The sequence below is a fragment of the Candidatus Parcubacteria bacterium genome (assembly GCA_023131895.1).
GTDB lineage: Bacteria > Patescibacteriota > Minisyncoccia > Minisyncoccales > JAGMDC01 > JAGLYZ01.
The window spans coordinates 50356-67462 of the sequence record JAGLYZ010000001.1 but is presented as its reverse complement, the minus strand read 5'-3'; the positions used below and the strand labels follow the sequence as shown (position 1 = coordinate 67462).

Annotated in this window: 15 protein-coding genes; all 15 read right to left on the bottom strand. The window is 30.3% G+C overall.

From position 1 onward, the window contains the following. Positions 1-12: 12 nt before the first annotated feature. Positions 13-1011, bottom strand: coding sequence for an NAD(P)-dependent oxidoreductase (locus KAT95_00255; GenBank protein ID MCK4520293.1), 999 nt, complete (start codon positions 1009-1011; stop codon positions 13-15). A gap of 33 nt (positions 1012-1044) precedes the next feature. Continuing rightward, positions 1045-2172, bottom strand: a complete 1128-nt coding sequence (locus KAT95_00250; protein MCK4520292.1) for a glycosyltransferase family 4 protein — start codon at positions 2170-2172, stop codon at positions 1045-1047. A 79-nt stretch (positions 2173-2251) separates the two neighbouring features. After that, positions 2252-3418, bottom strand: a complete 1167-nt coding sequence (locus KAT95_00245; GenBank protein ID MCK4520291.1) for a glycosyltransferase — start codon at positions 3416-3418, stop codon at positions 2252-2254. Next, positions 3415-4893, bottom strand: coding sequence for an O-antigen ligase family protein (locus KAT95_00240; protein ID MCK4520290.1), 1479 nt, complete (start codon positions 4891-4893; stop codon positions 3415-3417). The genes KAT95_00245 and KAT95_00240 overlap by 4 nt, the downstream gene beginning before the upstream one ends. Positions 4894-4921: 28 nt before the next feature. Beyond that, positions 4922-6670, bottom strand: coding sequence for an alginate lyase family protein (locus tag KAT95_00235; GenBank protein MCK4520289.1), 1749 nt, complete (start codon positions 6668-6670; stop codon positions 4922-4924). Next, positions 6648-8123, bottom strand: a complete 1476-nt coding sequence (locus KAT95_00230) for a polysaccharide biosynthesis C-terminal domain-containing protein (GenBank protein ID MCK4520288.1) — start codon at positions 8121-8123, stop codon at positions 6648-6650. The genes KAT95_00235 and KAT95_00230 overlap by 23 nt, the downstream gene beginning before the upstream one ends. A gap of 21 nt (positions 8124-8144) precedes the next feature. Then, positions 8145-9017, bottom strand: coding sequence for a class I SAM-dependent methyltransferase (locus KAT95_00225; GenBank protein MCK4520287.1), 873 nt, complete (start codon positions 9015-9017; stop codon positions 8145-8147). Continuing rightward, positions 9007-10098, bottom strand: a complete 1092-nt coding sequence (locus KAT95_00220; GenBank protein MCK4520286.1) for a glycosyltransferase — start codon at positions 10096-10098, stop codon at positions 9007-9009. Before KAT95_00220 ends, KAT95_00225 begins: the two co-directional genes overlap by 11 nt. 14 nt (positions 10099-10112) lie before the next feature. After that, entirely contained in the window at positions 10113-11141 is a 1029-nt protein-coding gene (locus tag KAT95_00215) for a polysaccharide biosynthesis protein (protein MCK4520285.1), read from the bottom strand. Positions 11142-11170: 29 nt separating this feature from the next. Continuing rightward, entirely contained in the window at positions 11171-12091 is a 921-nt protein-coding gene (locus KAT95_00210) for an NAD-dependent epimerase/dehydratase family protein (protein MCK4520284.1), read from the bottom strand. A 13-nt stretch (positions 12092-12104) separates the two neighbouring features. Then, positions 12105-13454 carry a phenylacetate--CoA ligase family protein gene (locus KAT95_00205; protein ID MCK4520283.1) on the bottom strand — a complete coding sequence of 450 codons (1350 nt, stop codon included), beginning with the start codon at positions 13452-13454 and terminating at the stop codon, positions 12105-12107. A gap of 58 nt (positions 13455-13512) precedes the next feature. Continuing rightward, a complete protein-coding gene (locus KAT95_00200) occupies positions 13513-14754 on the bottom strand; it encodes a nucleotide sugar dehydrogenase (GenBank protein MCK4520282.1) in 1242 nt (413 codons plus the stop codon). Further along, positions 14751-15827, bottom strand: a complete 1077-nt coding sequence (gene wecB, locus KAT95_00195) for a UDP-N-acetylglucosamine 2-epimerase (non-hydrolyzing) (GenBank protein MCK4520281.1) — start codon at positions 15825-15827, stop codon at positions 14751-14753. The genes KAT95_00200 and wecB overlap by 4 nt, the downstream gene beginning before the upstream one ends. Before the next feature lie 16 nt (positions 15828-15843). Next, a complete protein-coding gene (locus KAT95_00190) occupies positions 15844-16089 on the bottom strand; it encodes a helix-turn-helix domain-containing protein (GenBank protein MCK4520280.1) in 246 nt (81 codons plus the stop codon). A gap of 51 nt (positions 16090-16140) precedes the next feature. Further along, positions 16141-17088 (bottom strand): GDP-mannose 4,6-dehydratase, encoded by a 948-nt coding sequence (locus tag KAT95_00185; GenBank protein MCK4520279.1) that lies wholly within the window; start codon positions 17086-17088, stop codon positions 16141-16143. Positions 17089-17107: the final 19 nt, after the last annotated feature.

Below are 17107 nucleotides of genomic sequence, written 5' to 3'. Positions count from 1 at the left end.
AAATAATTATTGTTAAATTTCGCCAACTTGATGCATCCATTGAATAGTTCGTCTTACGCCCGTCTTAAAATTATACGGCAGAAACCCGGAAATTTCCATAATAGGATGCATGTCAAACACATATTCTGTAAGAATATTATTAAGGCGGAAGCTTGTTAACGGAACGCTTTTCCATCCTAAATATTTTAAAACATCACCAATCTTTGCACATGACTTGGCAAACCATAAAGGTATATGCCTAATCTTTTTTGCGCCAGAAACTTTTTCGATTTCATTAGCAAAATCATATAAATCTGCTGGCTTATTATCTGCTAAATAGAAAGTTTTTTTATCTACTTTTTTTAAAGGAGCTAACAGCAATCTATGAATCTGATAAATAATATTTTCTACATAGCCAAGCGACCTTTTGTAATGGCCAGAACCAATATGAAAATACCATCCCTGCACAACAGCTTTAAAAAAGTTCTTATATGGTTCATCGAACCATGGACCCCAAATAGATATAGGTCTGATAATTGTCCAAGTATAAGGCAGGTTTTTCTGTTTTCTAACAATCTCCTCCATTTTTACCTTGCTCAAACCATAAGGCGTAGAAGGATTGTAATCTGTATCATGTTTTGGTACATATCCCATTTCACAAACAAGCAAAGAAGAAGTAAATATTACTCTTTCAAGACAAGGAATTTCTTTAAAGATATCTAATAAATTCTCCACTCCTTCTGTATTTGCTTTGAAATCACTCAATTTTTTTTCATCTACACCAGTTTTTGCTGCCAAATGGACAACATAATTAGGCGAAAAATCTTTGATTATTTTTTTTAGATTATCCAAATCCAATAAATCACATTTTCTCCAAAAATCTTTTTGGGTAAGATTTCGCGGCAAATCAACATCTAGATTAATAAAATCATAATTTTTATCTTTTAATAAAAATTCAATGTAATTGGTCCCGATAAAACCGGAACCGCCCGTAATAAGTATTCTCTTTTTTTGATTTGGATTATATCTCATAATTTAGTATTTTACATTATTTTTTTTAATTTATCAATAAATAGCTTTCTCTAATTCAGATATAGTTTGTTGAACACATTTATCCCAGTTAAAGTAAGAAGCTCTTCTTAATGCTTTTTGACGCATTTCCTGTTTTTTTACTTCCGACCAATTTAAAGTTTCCAAGATTTTTTCAGTTAAAATTTTTGGATTTTTACCTGGATAAAAAAGAGCAGTTTCATTAAAAATCTCTGGCAAACAAGAACTATCACTGGAAATACAAAGACAGCCGTAAGACATTGCCTCTGTGGCAACCATTCCAAATGATTCAACTTGACTAGTCATTACAAACATTTGACAATTTTTATAACACCAAGCCATTTCCTTATCATTTAAATCCCCCGCCCAAATAACTTTTGAAGATAACTTATGCTTTCTCAGCCAATTTTTTAATCTTTGCCTGTAGCCTTCCATTCCGGGACTGATTTCTCCAGCAATCACTAAAAAAGAAGTATCCGAATAATCATCAGAAAGTTTTTTAAAAGCATAAAATAAATCCTCTAATCCTCTTGTCGGTCTAATTGAACCAGCTGTAAATAAAAATTTATTACTCAATTCTTTTGGAATAATTTCCGGCCTGCGAACATCTTTTTCAGGTAAATCTTTTCCGTGATAAACTAAACTGATTTTGTCACTTTCTATCCCGCAATATTTAATAAGAAAATCGCGGGCGTATTTAGAAGGAACTATAATTCTTTTTGATTTTTTAAATGATTTCTTACCTTCTGTTTTACGAACCCATATTCGAAACTGTTCAATCAAGGGATTATCGCCAATATTAACAAAGGGCTCCATATTTTGAATCATATTCACAATTGGCACATTTTTAAATTTTAAAAAGCGCTCTAAGGGAATAAATATGACATCAGGAGAAAATTCTTCTAAGTTATCAATTAATACTGAATCATGTTTATTAAAAAAAAACTGAAATGGCAAGCAATTCACAAATTTAACGTTTAGAAACGAACCAAGCCAATCTTGAATATTTATGGATTTTGGAAAAGCACAAAGTATACTTTCTATTTTAGGGTTCTTGGCCATTCGAGGAATAATATTTTGTAGATATTTTTTATATCCTCCGCTCATCCCACCGCCAGTTATATTAATAATAGCAATTTTCATAATATTTGTTTATTTCGCTACAAAATGCCCCAGGGATGAAGTAGCGAAACAAGGTTCTGTGAACATAGTGAGCAGGTTCTTATTTTAAATAAAGTTCCAATATTTTCTCCAATTTAAAAAAACGTAAATTCCAAGAATGCTTTTCAGCTTCTTTTAATCTGGCTTCTATTTTAGTTGAATCTTCTGGAAAATGGTCAAGAATTTTTTGGATTTTTCTCAAAAAATCTTTGTAATCTAATCCAATCTCAATAAATTCTTCAAACTTTCTTGCTTCGGGCATATTTACAGAAACAATAGGTTTTCCCGCAGCCAAATATTCATAAAGTTTAAGCGGACTGCAATGTTCAGCCACTTTGTCTCTTTTATATGGATTTATACAAACATCAAATGCCTTAATATAGAAAGGCAATAACTGATATTTTTTTCGACCAAGAAGATAAACGTTTTTTAAATTTTTAATCTTTTCTATCTCAGCAAGCCGGGCAATCGGTCCAATTAAAACAATAGACCAGTTTGGTTTTGTTACAGCTATAAATTTTATTAAATCTAAGTCAATCCAATACTGAATAGTGCCTATGAAACCAATAATTGGTTTAGGAATTTTTTTTATTTCTTCAGCAATAGACGTTTTGGGTAAAAATGCTTTTTTAAAGTGTTCTACTTCAACGCCATTAGGAATAAGATAAATATTTTTATTAAATTCTTTTTTAGCTTGAAATATTTTTTCATGAGTGACAATGATAAGTCCTACTTTTCTAATTAATTTTTCTTCTAATAGTGTTATTGTTTTTTGTTTAACTAAACCCTTACTTGCTGAAAATTCATCTACACAATCATAAATAGCTAACTTTTCTTTGAATTTTCCAACAAAATAATCAGAATATGGTGTATATGTCCAGAAAATAAGGTGTTGAAGGTTAAGCTTTTTCGCCCAGTACTTTAATAGTTTCAAAAGAAACCAATTATTTATCTTGTTTATAAAAAAATAAGTTTGGAAAAATGGTAAAACCAATGGTAAAGTAGCTACATGTAAATTTTCTTCAATTTTTCTCGGACCCTTTAACCATTGGAAAATTCTTTTCCAGTTTGATTTAATAATATTAAAACTTAAAATACTTGTTTGAGCTTCAATATATAAAACTCTATTTCCCTGTCTGGAAAATCTCTGCATAAATCTTTGCTTTCTTGTCCAAAGATCATTCCAATCCTGTGTTGAAATACAAATAATATTTTGATTTTTAATCATTTTGCTAAAATTTTCTTTTTTTTAATTATTTTAATGGCAGCCATAGACATTCCTAAAAAAACCCAAAAGTATAAATTAAAATGGTCTCCAAATGTAAAATATTGAACTGTCATGGCGATAAAACTGGCTAAAAATCCAAGACAATATGGATACCAAAAACTGTCCTTAACTTTTCCTAAAGTGCGCATTATTATTCGATAATAGACAGATACTAAAAAAATAAGAGACAAAAAACCTAAAATACCAGTCTCAACTAAAGTATTTTGAAATACTCCATGAGCGCTTACTAAGGCAGAAGAAGAAAAATAAGAAGCTCCATACCATCCATAATTGCCAATACCCACCCCTAAAATAGGATACTCTTTCCAAAGATCAAATATAAAAGAATAATAAGTCAATCTTGGCCCTGCTGAAAATCTGTGAGTAAATTCTTCAGAGATAGTTTGATAAACTCCTGGAGAATAAAAAAAGAAAAAAAGACCGATAATCAACGCAATTAAAAAAAAGATAGCAACCAATTTCAACTTATATTTTGTTTTTATCATTATCAATAAAAAAAACATACTAGCCAAAAAACCTATCCAAGCTCCTCTAGATTTTGTAAGAAACAAAGCAAACAGCATAATAAAAATTAAAATAGGAAACCATTTAACGTTTAAAAAAACTTTTTGAGTAGTCTTGCTTTTATTTTTAAAAATATACATTGTCAGCAAAAAAGGAATAACTGAAAGCAAATAATGGCCGAAATTAAGGGGCTCTTGAAAAGTAGCATGAGCCCTAAAAAGAGAAGGGTCAGTATAATAACTCACTCCATAGCTATGTCCACCAGTTGAAATAGCACTAGTTATATCTACAAAGGGCAAACCAAACTTAACAGCAAAAAACTGATAGACTCCATATATTGAAACGACTAAAGCTATTCCAATATAGGCCTTTAAGACCTTTTTTAATCTTTTCTTGTCAGAACAAAAATGAAGAGTTAGAAAATAAGCCGAAACAAAGAAAAATAAAAAAAGTAACTGTATAATAGATCTCAATTGAGTTCCCCTATAACCTGCTTCCTTTCCAAGCTCTACTAAGGGTGGAGAAGAAAAAACAGTCATCAGTAAAGAAAGAGTGGAAACAGCTAAAAAAATGAAGATGGGGATATTCAAGTTTGATTTAAAATGCAGTTTTCTTCCTGAAAAGAATAAACCCAATATAGTTATTATTAATAAAATATAACTTATTCGGATAGTAAAATCTGCTTCAATTACAAAAGCAGCCTCAAAAGGAAGAGTAATTATAAAAAGCAAAAAAGAGTAAAAAGGAAAACGAAAAGCAAAAAGAACTAATGCAATAAAAATTAACGCGGCAAACAACCATTGAATATATTCTATAAAATAAACTGATACTATACTTATTATTATAGCAACAATAAAAACAAAAAAAGCTAACGAAATATTTTTTTTTGATAATGAAGATAATAGTGTCATAAAAAATTATTTTATTTATTTTCTTTCTTCATATTTTTAGTTTCTCGTTATTTTCTAAAAAATCTTTTACCGTTTTTTTGATGCTGTCTATATCTGGCATAAAATTTTTAAAAGGAAGAAAAAGGGTCACAAATTCTGTAGGGGTTTCTGTAATTTTAGAATATTTAACTACTGGTGCTGGGATTTTTATTCCATAGCTTGGAGAAATCCAACTTTTTCTAATAGATAAATTTAGATCTTTAGTTTTCAGGGGAAAAACTGCTAAATTTAATCCAGAAACATTTTTAGTTCTAATAAACAATGAATTTTCAGAATCTCTCTCTAATGCTATTTGGGAAAAATGAAAATATAAATCAAAAGAATGTCTGCCCCTTCCCGTTAAAATATCTTTGATTATCCAGTAATTATCTTTTTTATTAAAAATTATTTGCCTTCGATGTATTACTGGGTCTCTTAATCTTGCATACCCATTATGTTCAGCATCTAAGATATCAAAATCTTTGTGAATCTCCCATTTGTTAATCTTAATTTTTGCGTCACTTCTAAGAGAAAATAAATTATTTTTAACAAATCTATTCTGTTCTTCATTATCTACAACTACTGTATTGTGAAAAACAGTAGAACGGAATTTATTCCGCCATTCTGGATATGAAGTATAAACATAAGTTCCTGGATCAACAATAAAGTCCCGACCATTTATTTGCAGTTCAAAACTCAAAATGTCATTGTGTTTATGATTGCCAAGCTCACCGGTTCCAACTTTATTAGCAGTAATAAACATATAATTATCATTATGTCGAATAATATAGTAACCACTATGAAAAAAACTTTTACTTTTAACTTCCGGGGATTTATAATCTTTCCAAATTTCGCGAGCCAAATCAAGCAGGTAGCGATGGTCATTAACAGTCCAATTATAATAATCATTAAAAATGTGAAGTCGTCCGTTGTCGTTATCGCCAAGTTGGGGTATTCGACCGTTTGGTTTTATATAATAAGCCGCGAAATCAAACATTTTTCTTAGTTTATTCCAAAAATAATCCGAAAGCTCTATATTATTTAATTTACAAAAAAGGGCCGAATAACCAAATAATTCAGTGACTAACCGGTGATAAGAAATAGAGTTTTCCCAATTACAGCCGTCTTCATTTACTTGTGTTCTTATTTCTTCCTCTAATCCCTTAATCCCTTTTTTTAGCCATTTTTTTGATTCCTTGAAATCAGGAAAAAAAATACCCAAATAAACAAGACCAACCAAATTAGATAAATAATGATTACTATGACCAGATTCTAAATGAGAATAAATAAATTTGCCGTGTTGATAAAGAGAATTAAGGAATATTTTAATAAATTTTCTATCCAATTCATCTAAATCCTTGATATATTGCCATATCAAACACCAATTACACGCTCTAATAGCAACCTCCATTGTACATTTCCAGTTGACTCCAAAACCATAGGGATTCTTTTTTATCCAATCTAAAATTTCTTCTTGAATTTCTTGGATATACTTCTTATTGCCTGTTAAATTATAAGCTTTAGCTAAAATCGGAAGATGATAAAAACGAGATAGTTCCCACGGTACTTTAATATCAAATCCTTTGCCAAATTCATACCTTATCAGCCAAGACGGTAACCAATAAGGCCAAATTTTTTTAGATTTAAAGTCCTGATGCCAGTTAATTTTTGACCCTAAATTAATCTTTCCAGATCCAAGTAAATCAAAATAGTGATTGCAAATTTCATCTGCATCTCTAATTATTTCTTTTAAAAACATACTTTTGGATAATTTGTCTTAATAGTGCTTTTTCTTCAGGTAAAATCTCCTTTAACAAAAAAATTAAAATAGAATAAATTACTACACCAACTAAAATTCCTAAAATTAAACTTACCAAAGCAGAGAAATGTAAATTATTTACTAAAAAATATATTCCTCCTCCCATAATTATTGAGGCAAAGATGCATTTTATTAACGTTTTCAAGGGAAACTTCCAAATGAAAAACTTTCTTGAAAAATAGATTTCTAATATTAGCATTACCGCATATCCAATAAGAGTAGTAATTGCTGCTGCTATATAGCCGTATTTTGGTATAAAGATAAAATTAAGTTCTAAATTAATTAAACCAGCGATTATCAAAGACCACATAATATATTTTGTTTTTCTGTAGAAACCTAATCCGTGACCAAATTTTTGAGAAAGTCCTAGAAAAAAAATACTTAAGGCAATAAAGGGAAAAATTCGATAACCCTCAAAATATTCTTGTCCGGTAAAGATATCAATTATAGGCTTTGACAGAACACTTAATCCTATTGTTGCTGGTAAGCAAACTATTAAAAAGTATCTTGTGAGTTTGCTTACAAATTCTTGGCTTTCCTTTTTTCCCTTTTTTTCCCAAATAGTTACCCCTATCGGACTCGAAGCTAATAGAAAAAAAGAAACGAGAAGTAAGATACTGTTTTCTCCGATTGCATAACTTGCTGAATAGATTCCTACTTCCTGGGCCCCTCGAAAAAATTCGAGTATATACCTATCAGATAAAGTTAATATCCAATAAGATAAGTTTCCAATAATTAAAGGAAGACTAAACTTTACCATTTTTAAGGTAAGAGGTTTTGAGATTTTTTCTTTTAAGTGAATTTTATCTACTACTTTTTTCCAAAGCCAAGGAATAACTAAAACTATACTTAAAATTACTCCTAAAAGTAAGCCCTCAACTCCAAGTTTAAAAATTATTACCAGAATTAATCCAAAGCCAATAGCAGTAATGCTTTTCCAAACTACAAAATTGCTATACCAACCTACTAGGCGTTTTATCCGAAGAAAAGCAAGCAGGGTTTGAAAAATGCTTAAAAAAATAAAAACTCCCAAACCAATCAGCATTAGATTATAAAAGTTCTGAGAAATATAATTTCTACCGATTAAAATTATTGCCAAAAAGAAAACACTTATAATAAAAATAGAAACAAAAAGCCATTTTAGTATTGTACTATAAAATGTGTTTAATTTTTTATCGCGTTCATAGGCAGGATAAAATCTAACGATTCCCGAACCCAACCAGCCAACAATAACCGTTAGCACTGTAATGATACTTAAAACTAAAATATAATTTCCGTAATCTGCTGGCGAAAAAAGACGAGTAATAATTGGGATACTAATAAGCCCTACTGCGGCGGGAATGATCTGCGAAGGAATATATTTAATCGTATCTTTCACAAGTGCTCGTATCATAATATTATTGAATGTTCTTTTTCATAATGTCTTTTCTAATTTATAATAGCTATACATATGATCAAATATAGGAAATTTTTTAACAAAACTTTTGTCTAAAATTTTGTTTTGAATTATGCTCATTACTCTTGTAAGATATTTATTCTTAAAATAATCAACCATACCGCCTCCGGTATAATATCTATAAATTAATTGAAAACCATATTTGGCTAAAAATTTATCCAACGAATTAGCAGTAAAGAAAAATTGATGCTCGGGAGGAGAATACATATGCCAACCCTCTCTTTTTATCTTTGCTTTTAAACTATTAGAATCAGAAGTCATAACGGCTAATACGCTTTCAGGTTTGAGAACAGATTGAATTTTATTAAACACTTTATGAATATCTATCAAGTGTTCGATTAAAGCATACATTGTAATAATATCAAAAAAATTTTCTTTTATCTCTATATCTTCTATGTTTTGCTGTAGAATATTAAGACCGTGTTTTCGACCAATAGCTGCGAGATCAGATAATTCTACCCCACACTTCTCCCAAGATTTAGGAGCATAATATAAAAAATTTCCTGTATTACATCCAACATCTAAAATTCGAATGTTCTTTTTTGGTAATAAATGCTTTAATATTTGAACCTCACTTTTCCAGTATTTACTTCCTTTATAAATATAATCATCATTAATGGCTCTATTTTTATATCTAAAATTGTAAAATTTTTCGTAATCAAAATTAGGATATTGATCATATTGAATAAATTTAAGTCCACAATCAAGACATTCATAAATATTCCATATCTTATCATCATAGTTTAAAAATGTTTGCTTTGAAAACAAAAACTGTGTTTTTTCTGAATCACATAATCTACATTTTATATTTTTAACCTTATCAATATTCATTATTTTTAGGATTAATCACTTTTCTATAAATTTTCAGTATTTTTTCAGAATTATCCTCAATTTTCACTGTCTTCAATCTTTCTTTATATTTTTCGTAATTATCTAACGCATCTTTCACTTTTAAAGTGAAATCATTCATATCTCGATTTTTAAATAAAATAGTGCCTTCGGGTCGAAGAACAATATTACTAGCTATAGAGGGTATCTTAAAATATAATGCTTCACGAAGTGAAACTGCATCTCCGTCGCTATTTGTTGGTCTTACAAACAAATCACTCTTTATAATAATCGGGTACATTTGATAAGGTTTGGTTTGAAATAAAAAATTATTCTCTATCCCCATCTCTATAATTCTATGCTTCATTTTATGAAAATAATTATAATCTCCAATATTTGGAAGACAAAAAATAAAACCAATTTGAGGATAAGTATTTTTTAAGTGGGAGCATAAATCTATACACATATCAATCCCATACAGATCTTGGTTATGATAAAAGTTTATCTTAAAAGCATTTGCAGAGATTATCGGATAGTGAACTTTTATGAAATTCCACATCTGGTTAGGAATTTCTTGATAATCTTCTTTTTTAATCACTGGGGGAATAAAAGCTGGAATTACTGTTATCTTTTGAGAATGAATATTTGACGATAAAAGTAGATTCTCTGTCTCTTTATTAGCGGCAATAACAAAGGATGTGTGTTTGAGCGCTAATATAATAATTTTCTTTTTAAACCAGCTTGCCAACTTTAAAGAATCCTCCAAACTCGCTCCCTGAATTGAAATAATTGTTTTTTTCCCTAATAGTCCCATTAATCCTATTACTACTCGCATCTTCCAATCCGAATTATGATAGTGAATTATGTTCTCTCTCGCGAAAAAGAAATATCTTAGTAGCCATCTCTTTACATTTTTGATACATATGATATTTTCCTTTATCAACTCATTTTGTCCTTTCAGATCATAAACTATACACTCATATTCTTTCTCTTCTAGTTGTCTTTTTAATCTTTGGATGTGAATAGCAATCCCCCCATAGGGTGGAGGATATGATCCAATTAAAGCTAATTTTATCTTTGACATATTTCTAGCTTTTTCTATATAAAATCTTTATTGAGAAAATCTTTGAGTACTTGTTTAATTTGGTCTTTTTTAAGTAAAGAGTTTGGATCATTTGAGATAAAAGTATTTTTTTTAGATTTTTTAAAGTTTATTTGATGATAATATTTCATATTAATTTTTTTTAATTGTAATGGTAATTTTAAAAGGATTTCATTTTTTTCCATTAACAATTTACCATCTTCCTTAAATAATAATTCTTCGTGCTTTTTTTCTCCCTCTTTAATCCCTGTTACGGTATAATAATCTGAAGGGTATCCCTTCAACTCTAAATAAGCCTCAGCTAATATGCTTATTTTGCAAGAAGGCATTTTAAAGATAAAAATCTCACTATTTTTAGCGTAATAAGTAGCGGAAAGTATTAACCTTATAGTCTGTGATATACCCATAAAGAATCTTGTCATTTCAGGATCTGTTATTGTAATTTTTCTTCCTTCTTTTAATTGATTCTCCCAAATTTCTAATACAGAACCTCTAGAATACAAAACATTACCAAACCTCACCATCCCAAATTCGGTATCAATTCCATTTCTTAGATTATATATGGCAGCTACAATTCTTTCTGCTAATAATTTACTTGCCCCCATAACGTTTGTTGGATTTACTGCTTTATCTGTGCTTATCAATATCATCTTTTTTATGCCGTTATTTACACATGCTTCAATGACATTTTGAGTTCCTATTACATTTGTTTTTACTGCCTCAAAGGGATTTCTTTCGCAAACTAAAACATGCTTCATAGCTGCCGCATGGAATACAATATCGACATTTTTCATAGCTTTTTCTAAAGATTCTCTATCTCTTATGTCTATAAAACAATATTCTATTTTTTTATTTTTGTTATAATAAATTCCGTAAAATAGCCCTGTTTCTCGATTGTCAATTACTTTAATGTTTTTCGGATTAAGTAATAGTAACTCCTTTACTATTGCTGATCCTATACTTCCCAATCCTCCGGTGATTAATATATTCTTATTATTAAAGTATTTTTTGATTTGCTTATTCATGTTTTTATTTTTTAATTTATTTTATGCTTTTAATATAAATACCAATCAATAGTTTTTTTGAGACCTTCGTCAAAATCTATGCAAGGTTTCCATTTTAACTGTTTTTTTATCTTCGCATAATTAAGGAAACTTCGAGTAATTTCATTTTTTTTAGGATAATATTTTGGCTCTATATTTTTCCCCAAAATTTTTGAAATTTTTTGAATAACCTCATTTAGGGTAATCTCTTGAGAACTACCAACATTAAAAATTCCTATTTCCTTACTTTTAGCAGATATTAGAAACGCTCTTATTACATCTTCTATAAAAATGAAATCGCGAGTCGTTTGGCCATGGCTATAAATTATGGGCGATTTGTCTTTTTTAATTCTATTTATAAAAGAAGGGATTGCTCCACTTTCCCATTGTCTAGGTCCATATACATTACTTAATCTTAAAATTATAAAATTTAATTTATGGGACTTATAATATTCTTCTAGAAGCCTTTCAAGAATTAGATTTGCCCGACCGTAAAGTGATGATGGATGAGCTGGATAATCTTCTGAAGTAGGTAAAATTTTTGCACTTTCGTAAATTGCTCCACCTGATGATGCGAAAATTAATTTTTTAATCTGAAAAGTATGAGAGTAATCTAAAATCTTTTTAAATCCTTTTATTACATCAAAGCCATTTTCAAACAAGGGATCGCTAATTCCTCTTCTTAAATGGATTGGACCTGCTAAATTGAAAACGAAATCAGGTTTTTCTTCCCGAAAAATCTTTTTAACTAAGGGGGAAGAAATATCAAGATTATATATTTTTACTTGAGAAGGTAGTATGTTTTTTGAGCTGGCAGAAAAATGATCTATCACTACTACATCATTCTTGTTTTTTATTAATGCTTCACTTAAATGAGATCCGATAAATCCTCCTCCTCCAAGAATTAAATTTTTTTTAAACCTAATATTCATACTTACTTATTTTTTAATCTCCGAATTTAATTGGTAGTTTTTGAATTAAAAATCGGTATTTACCACTTTGGGTGCGTGGAATAGTGTTTACATATACAAAATTTATATCTAGCCCACTACTAACAGCTCTTTGCATTTTAGAAAGAATTTCTTGTTCATCATCAATTGAATATTGTGGGGTTTTCACTATTTTCACTGTTACCTCTCCCTCCTTCTCTTGAACAAGTTGTATTTCTCTTATCTTAAAAAAAGCTTCAAAATGCTGTGCGAATATAAGTGCCGTTAACGTAATAAGCCTATTATCTTTAGTGACCACTAAATCCTGCAATCTACCTTCTACTTTAGTTAATAGCGAGTAATTTCTCCCACATTCACATTTTGTATTTGAAGGTGTCGCCAAATCCATCGTACGATATCTTATAAAAGGACAGGCAAAATTATTAAATCCTGTAGCTACGATTTCACCCATTTTGTTTTCACCAGTCACTATATTGCCCTTTTTATCGATAAGCTCAACAAATCCATATTCGGGAAAAATATGATAGTAAGTACTTGTTTCACATTCTCCAGCTAATACTACCATCTCTGAATGCCCATACCAACTATAAACCCGGCATTGAAATACCTTCTCTAATAACTCTCGCTGCCAAAAATATAAATTTTCTGAACCACACAGTAATGTTCTAACGGTAGAAAATGGCTCAATATTATTTTCCTCCATAAATCTAGCTAGAATGGTGATTACTGAAGGATAGGCCTGAATAAAATCAGGTTTGAACTCTCTGATTTTGGCAATATATTCTGGCAATGTCTCGTCAGTTATATGGTAGGACGAAAGAATAAGATCTTTGTTTCTTGGATCGTATTCCCAAAACTTATTTTTACTAGCGAAGGGAACTATATTACCTCTTAGCACCACTGACCTATCACCTATTTTAAACCCAATTCTATTCCACTGAGTAAGTATAAAAGCCCATTCCTTGGCTTCAGATACCTCCCTTTCAAGATAAAATCCCAATGGTATGCCAGTAGAGCCACCTGTGGTTAGATATTGTAGTTTAGATTTAGGATAATTACGAGCTACCAGGTCTGGCAAGTTTTCCCGAATAATCTCTTTCGTCAAATAAGGCAGTTTCGTTAAATCACCAAAATCCTGGATGTCTTTTGGCTTTAATTCTCTTTCGTCAAATATTCTTTTGTAATAAGGCACATTTTTGTAGGCGTGATGCAAAAGTTTGCTTAGTTGCTCCATCTGATACTCTTCTAATTTTTCTCTGCTCCACCACTGCGATTTCTGAAGGAAATTATAGGTCTCCCAAAATACTTCGCCTAATCTTATTTTAGGAGGAATGAACCCATAAATATGTTTTATTCCTTGTTTTATTGGATAAGGAAGTTTTCTTATTAGATCTCGCATATAGTTATATATTATTCTTTCCGCCAAGAACTATTAAATTAATGTCTTCAAGTTTGTTTTTATCTAAAAAATTACGGGTATCTACTATATTTTTTACTGCGTATTTTTTGAAATCCACTTCTTTATAAAAATCATGATTAGTAACTAAAACTGCGCAATCAGAGTTTTTTAAAGCTTCTTTTATGTTTAATAATTTATAGGGAAAATTCTTAATATAAGGATCGTGAATTTTTACCTGCCAACCCTTTTTTTTGGCAAGTTTTATTATTTTTAAAGCCGGGGTCTCCCGCCAATCATCAATATTGGCCTTGTATGCAGCTCCTAAAATAGTGATGGTGGGCTTTTTAATATTTTTTACTGTCTTAGAAATAAGGTTTATTACATAATCAGGCATTGAATCGTTAATAGTTCTAGCCAGTTTTATCGCTTGGGTACCATTATCATCTTTTCTTACTAAAAACCATGGATCGATTGCTAAACAGTGCCCTCCCACTCCAGGGCCTGGCAGATTAATATTCACTCTTGGATGCAAGTTAGCTAGCTTTATTGCTTCCCAAACATTTATTTTTATTTTATCGCAAAGTTTTGCTAATTCATTAGCAAAAGCAATATTAACATCTCTATAAGTGTTTTCAATGATTTTTACAAACTCAGCAGTAGTAGTATCTGTTAAATAAATTTTTCCTTTTACAAAAGATGAATATATTTCTTTTGTTAAATTACTTGATTTTTTATCAATCCCGCCAATAACTCTATCGTCTTCTACCATTTCTTTTAAAGTTTTCCCGGGAATTGCTCTTTCCGGAGCATGTGATAGATAAATTCTATAGTTTTTATGCCTTTTTTTAAAAATTGGCAGAACAATTTCTTTAGCTGTACCAGGAGGTATTGTTGATTCAATAATTATTAAATTTTTATCATTTAAAATTTTATTTATATCCTCAGCTGCTTGTTTCACAAATCTTAAATCAGGCTTTCTATTTTTAGTAATTGGTGTTGGAACTGAAATTATAAATACATCTGCCTTTTCCGGAACCAAAGAAAAACTAAGGTTTTTTATCGCTTCTTTAAAAAGTTTAGGAAAACCAGCTTCTTGAAAAGGAAATTTTCTTTTAATTAAATCGTCAATTTTATTTTTATTCGAATCAACTCCAATAACTTTATAGCCCGCTTTAGCTAAAAAAAGAGCTGTAGGTAACCCTATATAACCAAGACCAAGAACACAAATTGTTTTATTCTTTCTCATTTTTTTTGAATAATATTTATTATTCTTTCCCCTGTCTTACCATCACCAAAAGGTTGCTTCCAAATTCTTTTTATATTCAACATTCTCTTGGTATTCTTTAAAATATTTTGAGGATCAGCTCCAACTAAAATATTACTTCCTATTTCTATAGTTTCTGGTCTTTCAGTATTATCTCTTAAGGTAACGCAGGGAATCTTTAATATACAAGTTTCTTCCTGGACAGCACCGGAATCGGTTAAAACTAGCCTTGCATTTGACTCAAGCTGAAGAAAGTTCAAAAATCCAATCGGCTCTATTATCCCTATTCCTTTCGGAATTTTTAATTTAAACTTAGATATCATTTTTTTAGTGCGAGGATGAATTGGATAAACTACTGGTAAATTAAACTTTTTATAAATTAAATCTAATCCTTTAAGAATCCCTTTTAATTTTTCTTTTTTATCAACATTTTCTGGACGGTGAAGAGTTAACAAAAAGTAATTTCCTTTTAATAATTTTAAATCATCTAAAATACTTGATTTTTCTTTAGCCAAATCCAAGCCTTGATATAGCGCATCAACGATTGTATTACCAGTAATAAATATCTTTTTATCAGATATTCCTTCGTTAATTAAAATTTCTTTTGCTTTTTTTGTCGGCGCAAAAAGAAAATTTGAACAGTGGTCGGTCAGAATTCTATTAATTTCCTCAGGCATTTCTCTAAAATATGAACGAAGACCTGCTTCTATGTGTCCAACTTTTATATGGAGTTTTACTGCCGCTAAGGCTCCGGAAATGACCGAATTGGTGTCCCCTTCTACTAAAACTATATCTGGTTTTTCTTTTATTAACACTTTCTCAATTCTAATCAACATCTTTCCCGTTTCTTCTCCGTGAGTTCCTGAACCGACTTTTAAATTGTATTTGGGTTGAGGTAATTCTAATTCTTGAAAAAATATCTTATCTAAATTTTCTGAATAATGCTGGTTTGTATGAAGAATAAAAAAATCAAGACGCTTTTTTTGACATTCCCGAATTACTGAAGCCATTTTGATTATTTCTGGCCGAGTTCCTAAAATAATTGCAATTTTCATAATTTCCTCAGTGAAATTACCACTTTTCAATGGTTTTTATGGCTTTTCTTTTTACTTTTTGATATGCCTGAACTGCCTTGTTTTCAACTTTTGGCGAGACCAATCTTAAAATTTCCTTGCCCCAGATCCTATATCTGCCGCCAACTTTGTTAGCTTTAAGAATGCCATTTTTTAAATGACGCTTAATAGTGCTTTCGCTTATTTTTAAAAAATCGCGAGCTTCCTCAGTTGTATATACTTGATCTGGTTTTATTTCAGGCATTATATTATTGTATCAAAAAGTGTCAATAGGTGTCAAGGGTGAGCTGATAAGTTAGTAAGCTAACTTATTCTTGAACCATTCCACGGTTTCTTTTAATCCTTTATCTAAATCATATCTTGGCTGCCAGCCAAGCTCTTTTTTTGCTTTTGAACAATCTAAACAGCTTGTTTTCTGCTCCCCTGGCTTTTCAGGAACATGAATTTCCTTGCAATCTGAATTAATCAACTTTCTAATTTTTCTAAAAATAGTATTAACATCTGTTTCTTGAGCAGTTCCAATATTGAAAATTCCAATTTTTTTCTTTTTGAAGGCTAAAATACCTGCTTCAACCACATCATCAACATAAACATAATCTCTGGTCTGTTTGCCTGAACCATTTATAATCGGTTGTTTGTTTCCAAGCATCTTATCGCAAAAAATAGCTATTACTCCTGCCTCTCCTTTTGAATTCTGCCTTGGACCATAAACATTTGATAAACGCAGGGATACATAAGGCAGACCAAAAACTTTATAATAGTAATTAAGATATTTATCAAAAACTAACTTTTCAACTCCATAAGGCGAAAGCGGCATTTCAGGATATGTTTCTGGAGTAGGAATAATGTCAGCGTCACCGTAAATAGCACCGCCGGTAGAAGTAAAGATAAACTTAGACACAGATTTACGCGGATTTAACTGATTTATACGGATAAAATTTTGAAGAATATTAAGGGAACCTAAAATATTGATTTTGGCATCCTCTACGGGATTTTCAACTGATTTTCTTAAATCAATCTGGGCTGCCAAATGAAAAACTGCTTCTGGCTTTTCTTTCTTAAAAACATCAGAAACCTTTGGATTTCTGATATCCAGCTTATAAAATTTGGCTTTTGGATTAAGATTTTTTTTGCTTCCAGTAGATAAATTATCAATAACTATTACCTTGTGTCTCTCCTTTACTAATCTATCTACAAGATGGCTTCCTATGAACCCGGCTCCGCCTGTAACTAATATCTTCATAATAAAAAATTTGCTTTAT

What these genes read in the sequence shown, in the direction of transcription:
- wecB (MCK4520281.1), bottom strand. Translation starts at nt 15,827, where the DNA reads ATGAAAATTGCAATTATTTTAGGAACTCGGCCAGAAATAATCAAAATG.
- KAT95_00250 (MCK4520292.1), bottom strand. Translation starts at nt 2,172, where the DNA reads ATGAAAATTGCTATTATTAATATAACTGGCGGTGGGATGAGCGGAGGA.
- KAT95_00200 (MCK4520282.1), bottom strand. Translation starts at nt 14,754, where the DNA reads ATGAGAAAGAATAAAACAATTTGTGTTCTTGGTCTTGGTTATATAGGG.
- KAT95_00230 (MCK4520288.1), bottom strand. Translation starts at nt 8,123, where the DNA reads ATGATACGAGCACTTGTGAAAGATACGATTAAATATATTCCTTCGCAG.
- KAT95_00235 (MCK4520289.1), bottom strand. Translation starts at nt 6,670, where the DNA reads ATGTTTTTAAAAGAAATAATTAGAGATGCAGATGAAATTTGCAATCAC.
- KAT95_00240 (MCK4520290.1), bottom strand. Translation starts at nt 4,893, where the DNA reads ATGACACTATTATCTTCATTATCAAAAAAAAATATTTCGTTAGCTTTT.
- KAT95_00225 (MCK4520287.1), bottom strand. Translation starts at nt 9,017, where the DNA reads ATGAATATTGATAAGGTTAAAAATATAAAATGTAGATTATGTGATTCA.
- KAT95_00220 (MCK4520286.1), bottom strand. Translation starts at nt 10,098, where the DNA reads ATGTCAAAGATAAAATTAGCTTTAATTGGATCATATCCTCCACCCTAT.
- KAT95_00215 (MCK4520285.1), bottom strand. Translation starts at nt 11,141, where the DNA reads ATGAATAAGCAAATCAAAAAATACTTTAATAATAAGAATATATTAATC.
- KAT95_00210 (MCK4520284.1), bottom strand. Translation starts at nt 12,091, where the DNA reads ATGAATATTAGGTTTAAAAAAAATTTAATTCTTGGAGGAGGAGGATTT.
- KAT95_00185 (MCK4520279.1), bottom strand. Translation starts at nt 17,088, where the DNA reads ATGAAGATATTAGTTACAGGCGGAGCCGGGTTCATAGGAAGCCATCTT.
- KAT95_00255 (MCK4520293.1), bottom strand. Translation starts at nt 1,011, where the DNA reads ATGAGATATAATCCAAATCAAAAAAAGAGAATACTTATTACGGGCGGT.
- KAT95_00245 (MCK4520291.1), bottom strand. Translation starts at nt 3,418, where the DNA reads ATGATTAAAAATCAAAATATTATTTGTATTTCAACACAGGATTGGAAT.
- KAT95_00190 (MCK4520280.1), bottom strand. Translation starts at nt 16,089, where the DNA reads ATGCCTGAAATAAAACCAGATCAAGTATATACAACTGAGGAAGCTCGC.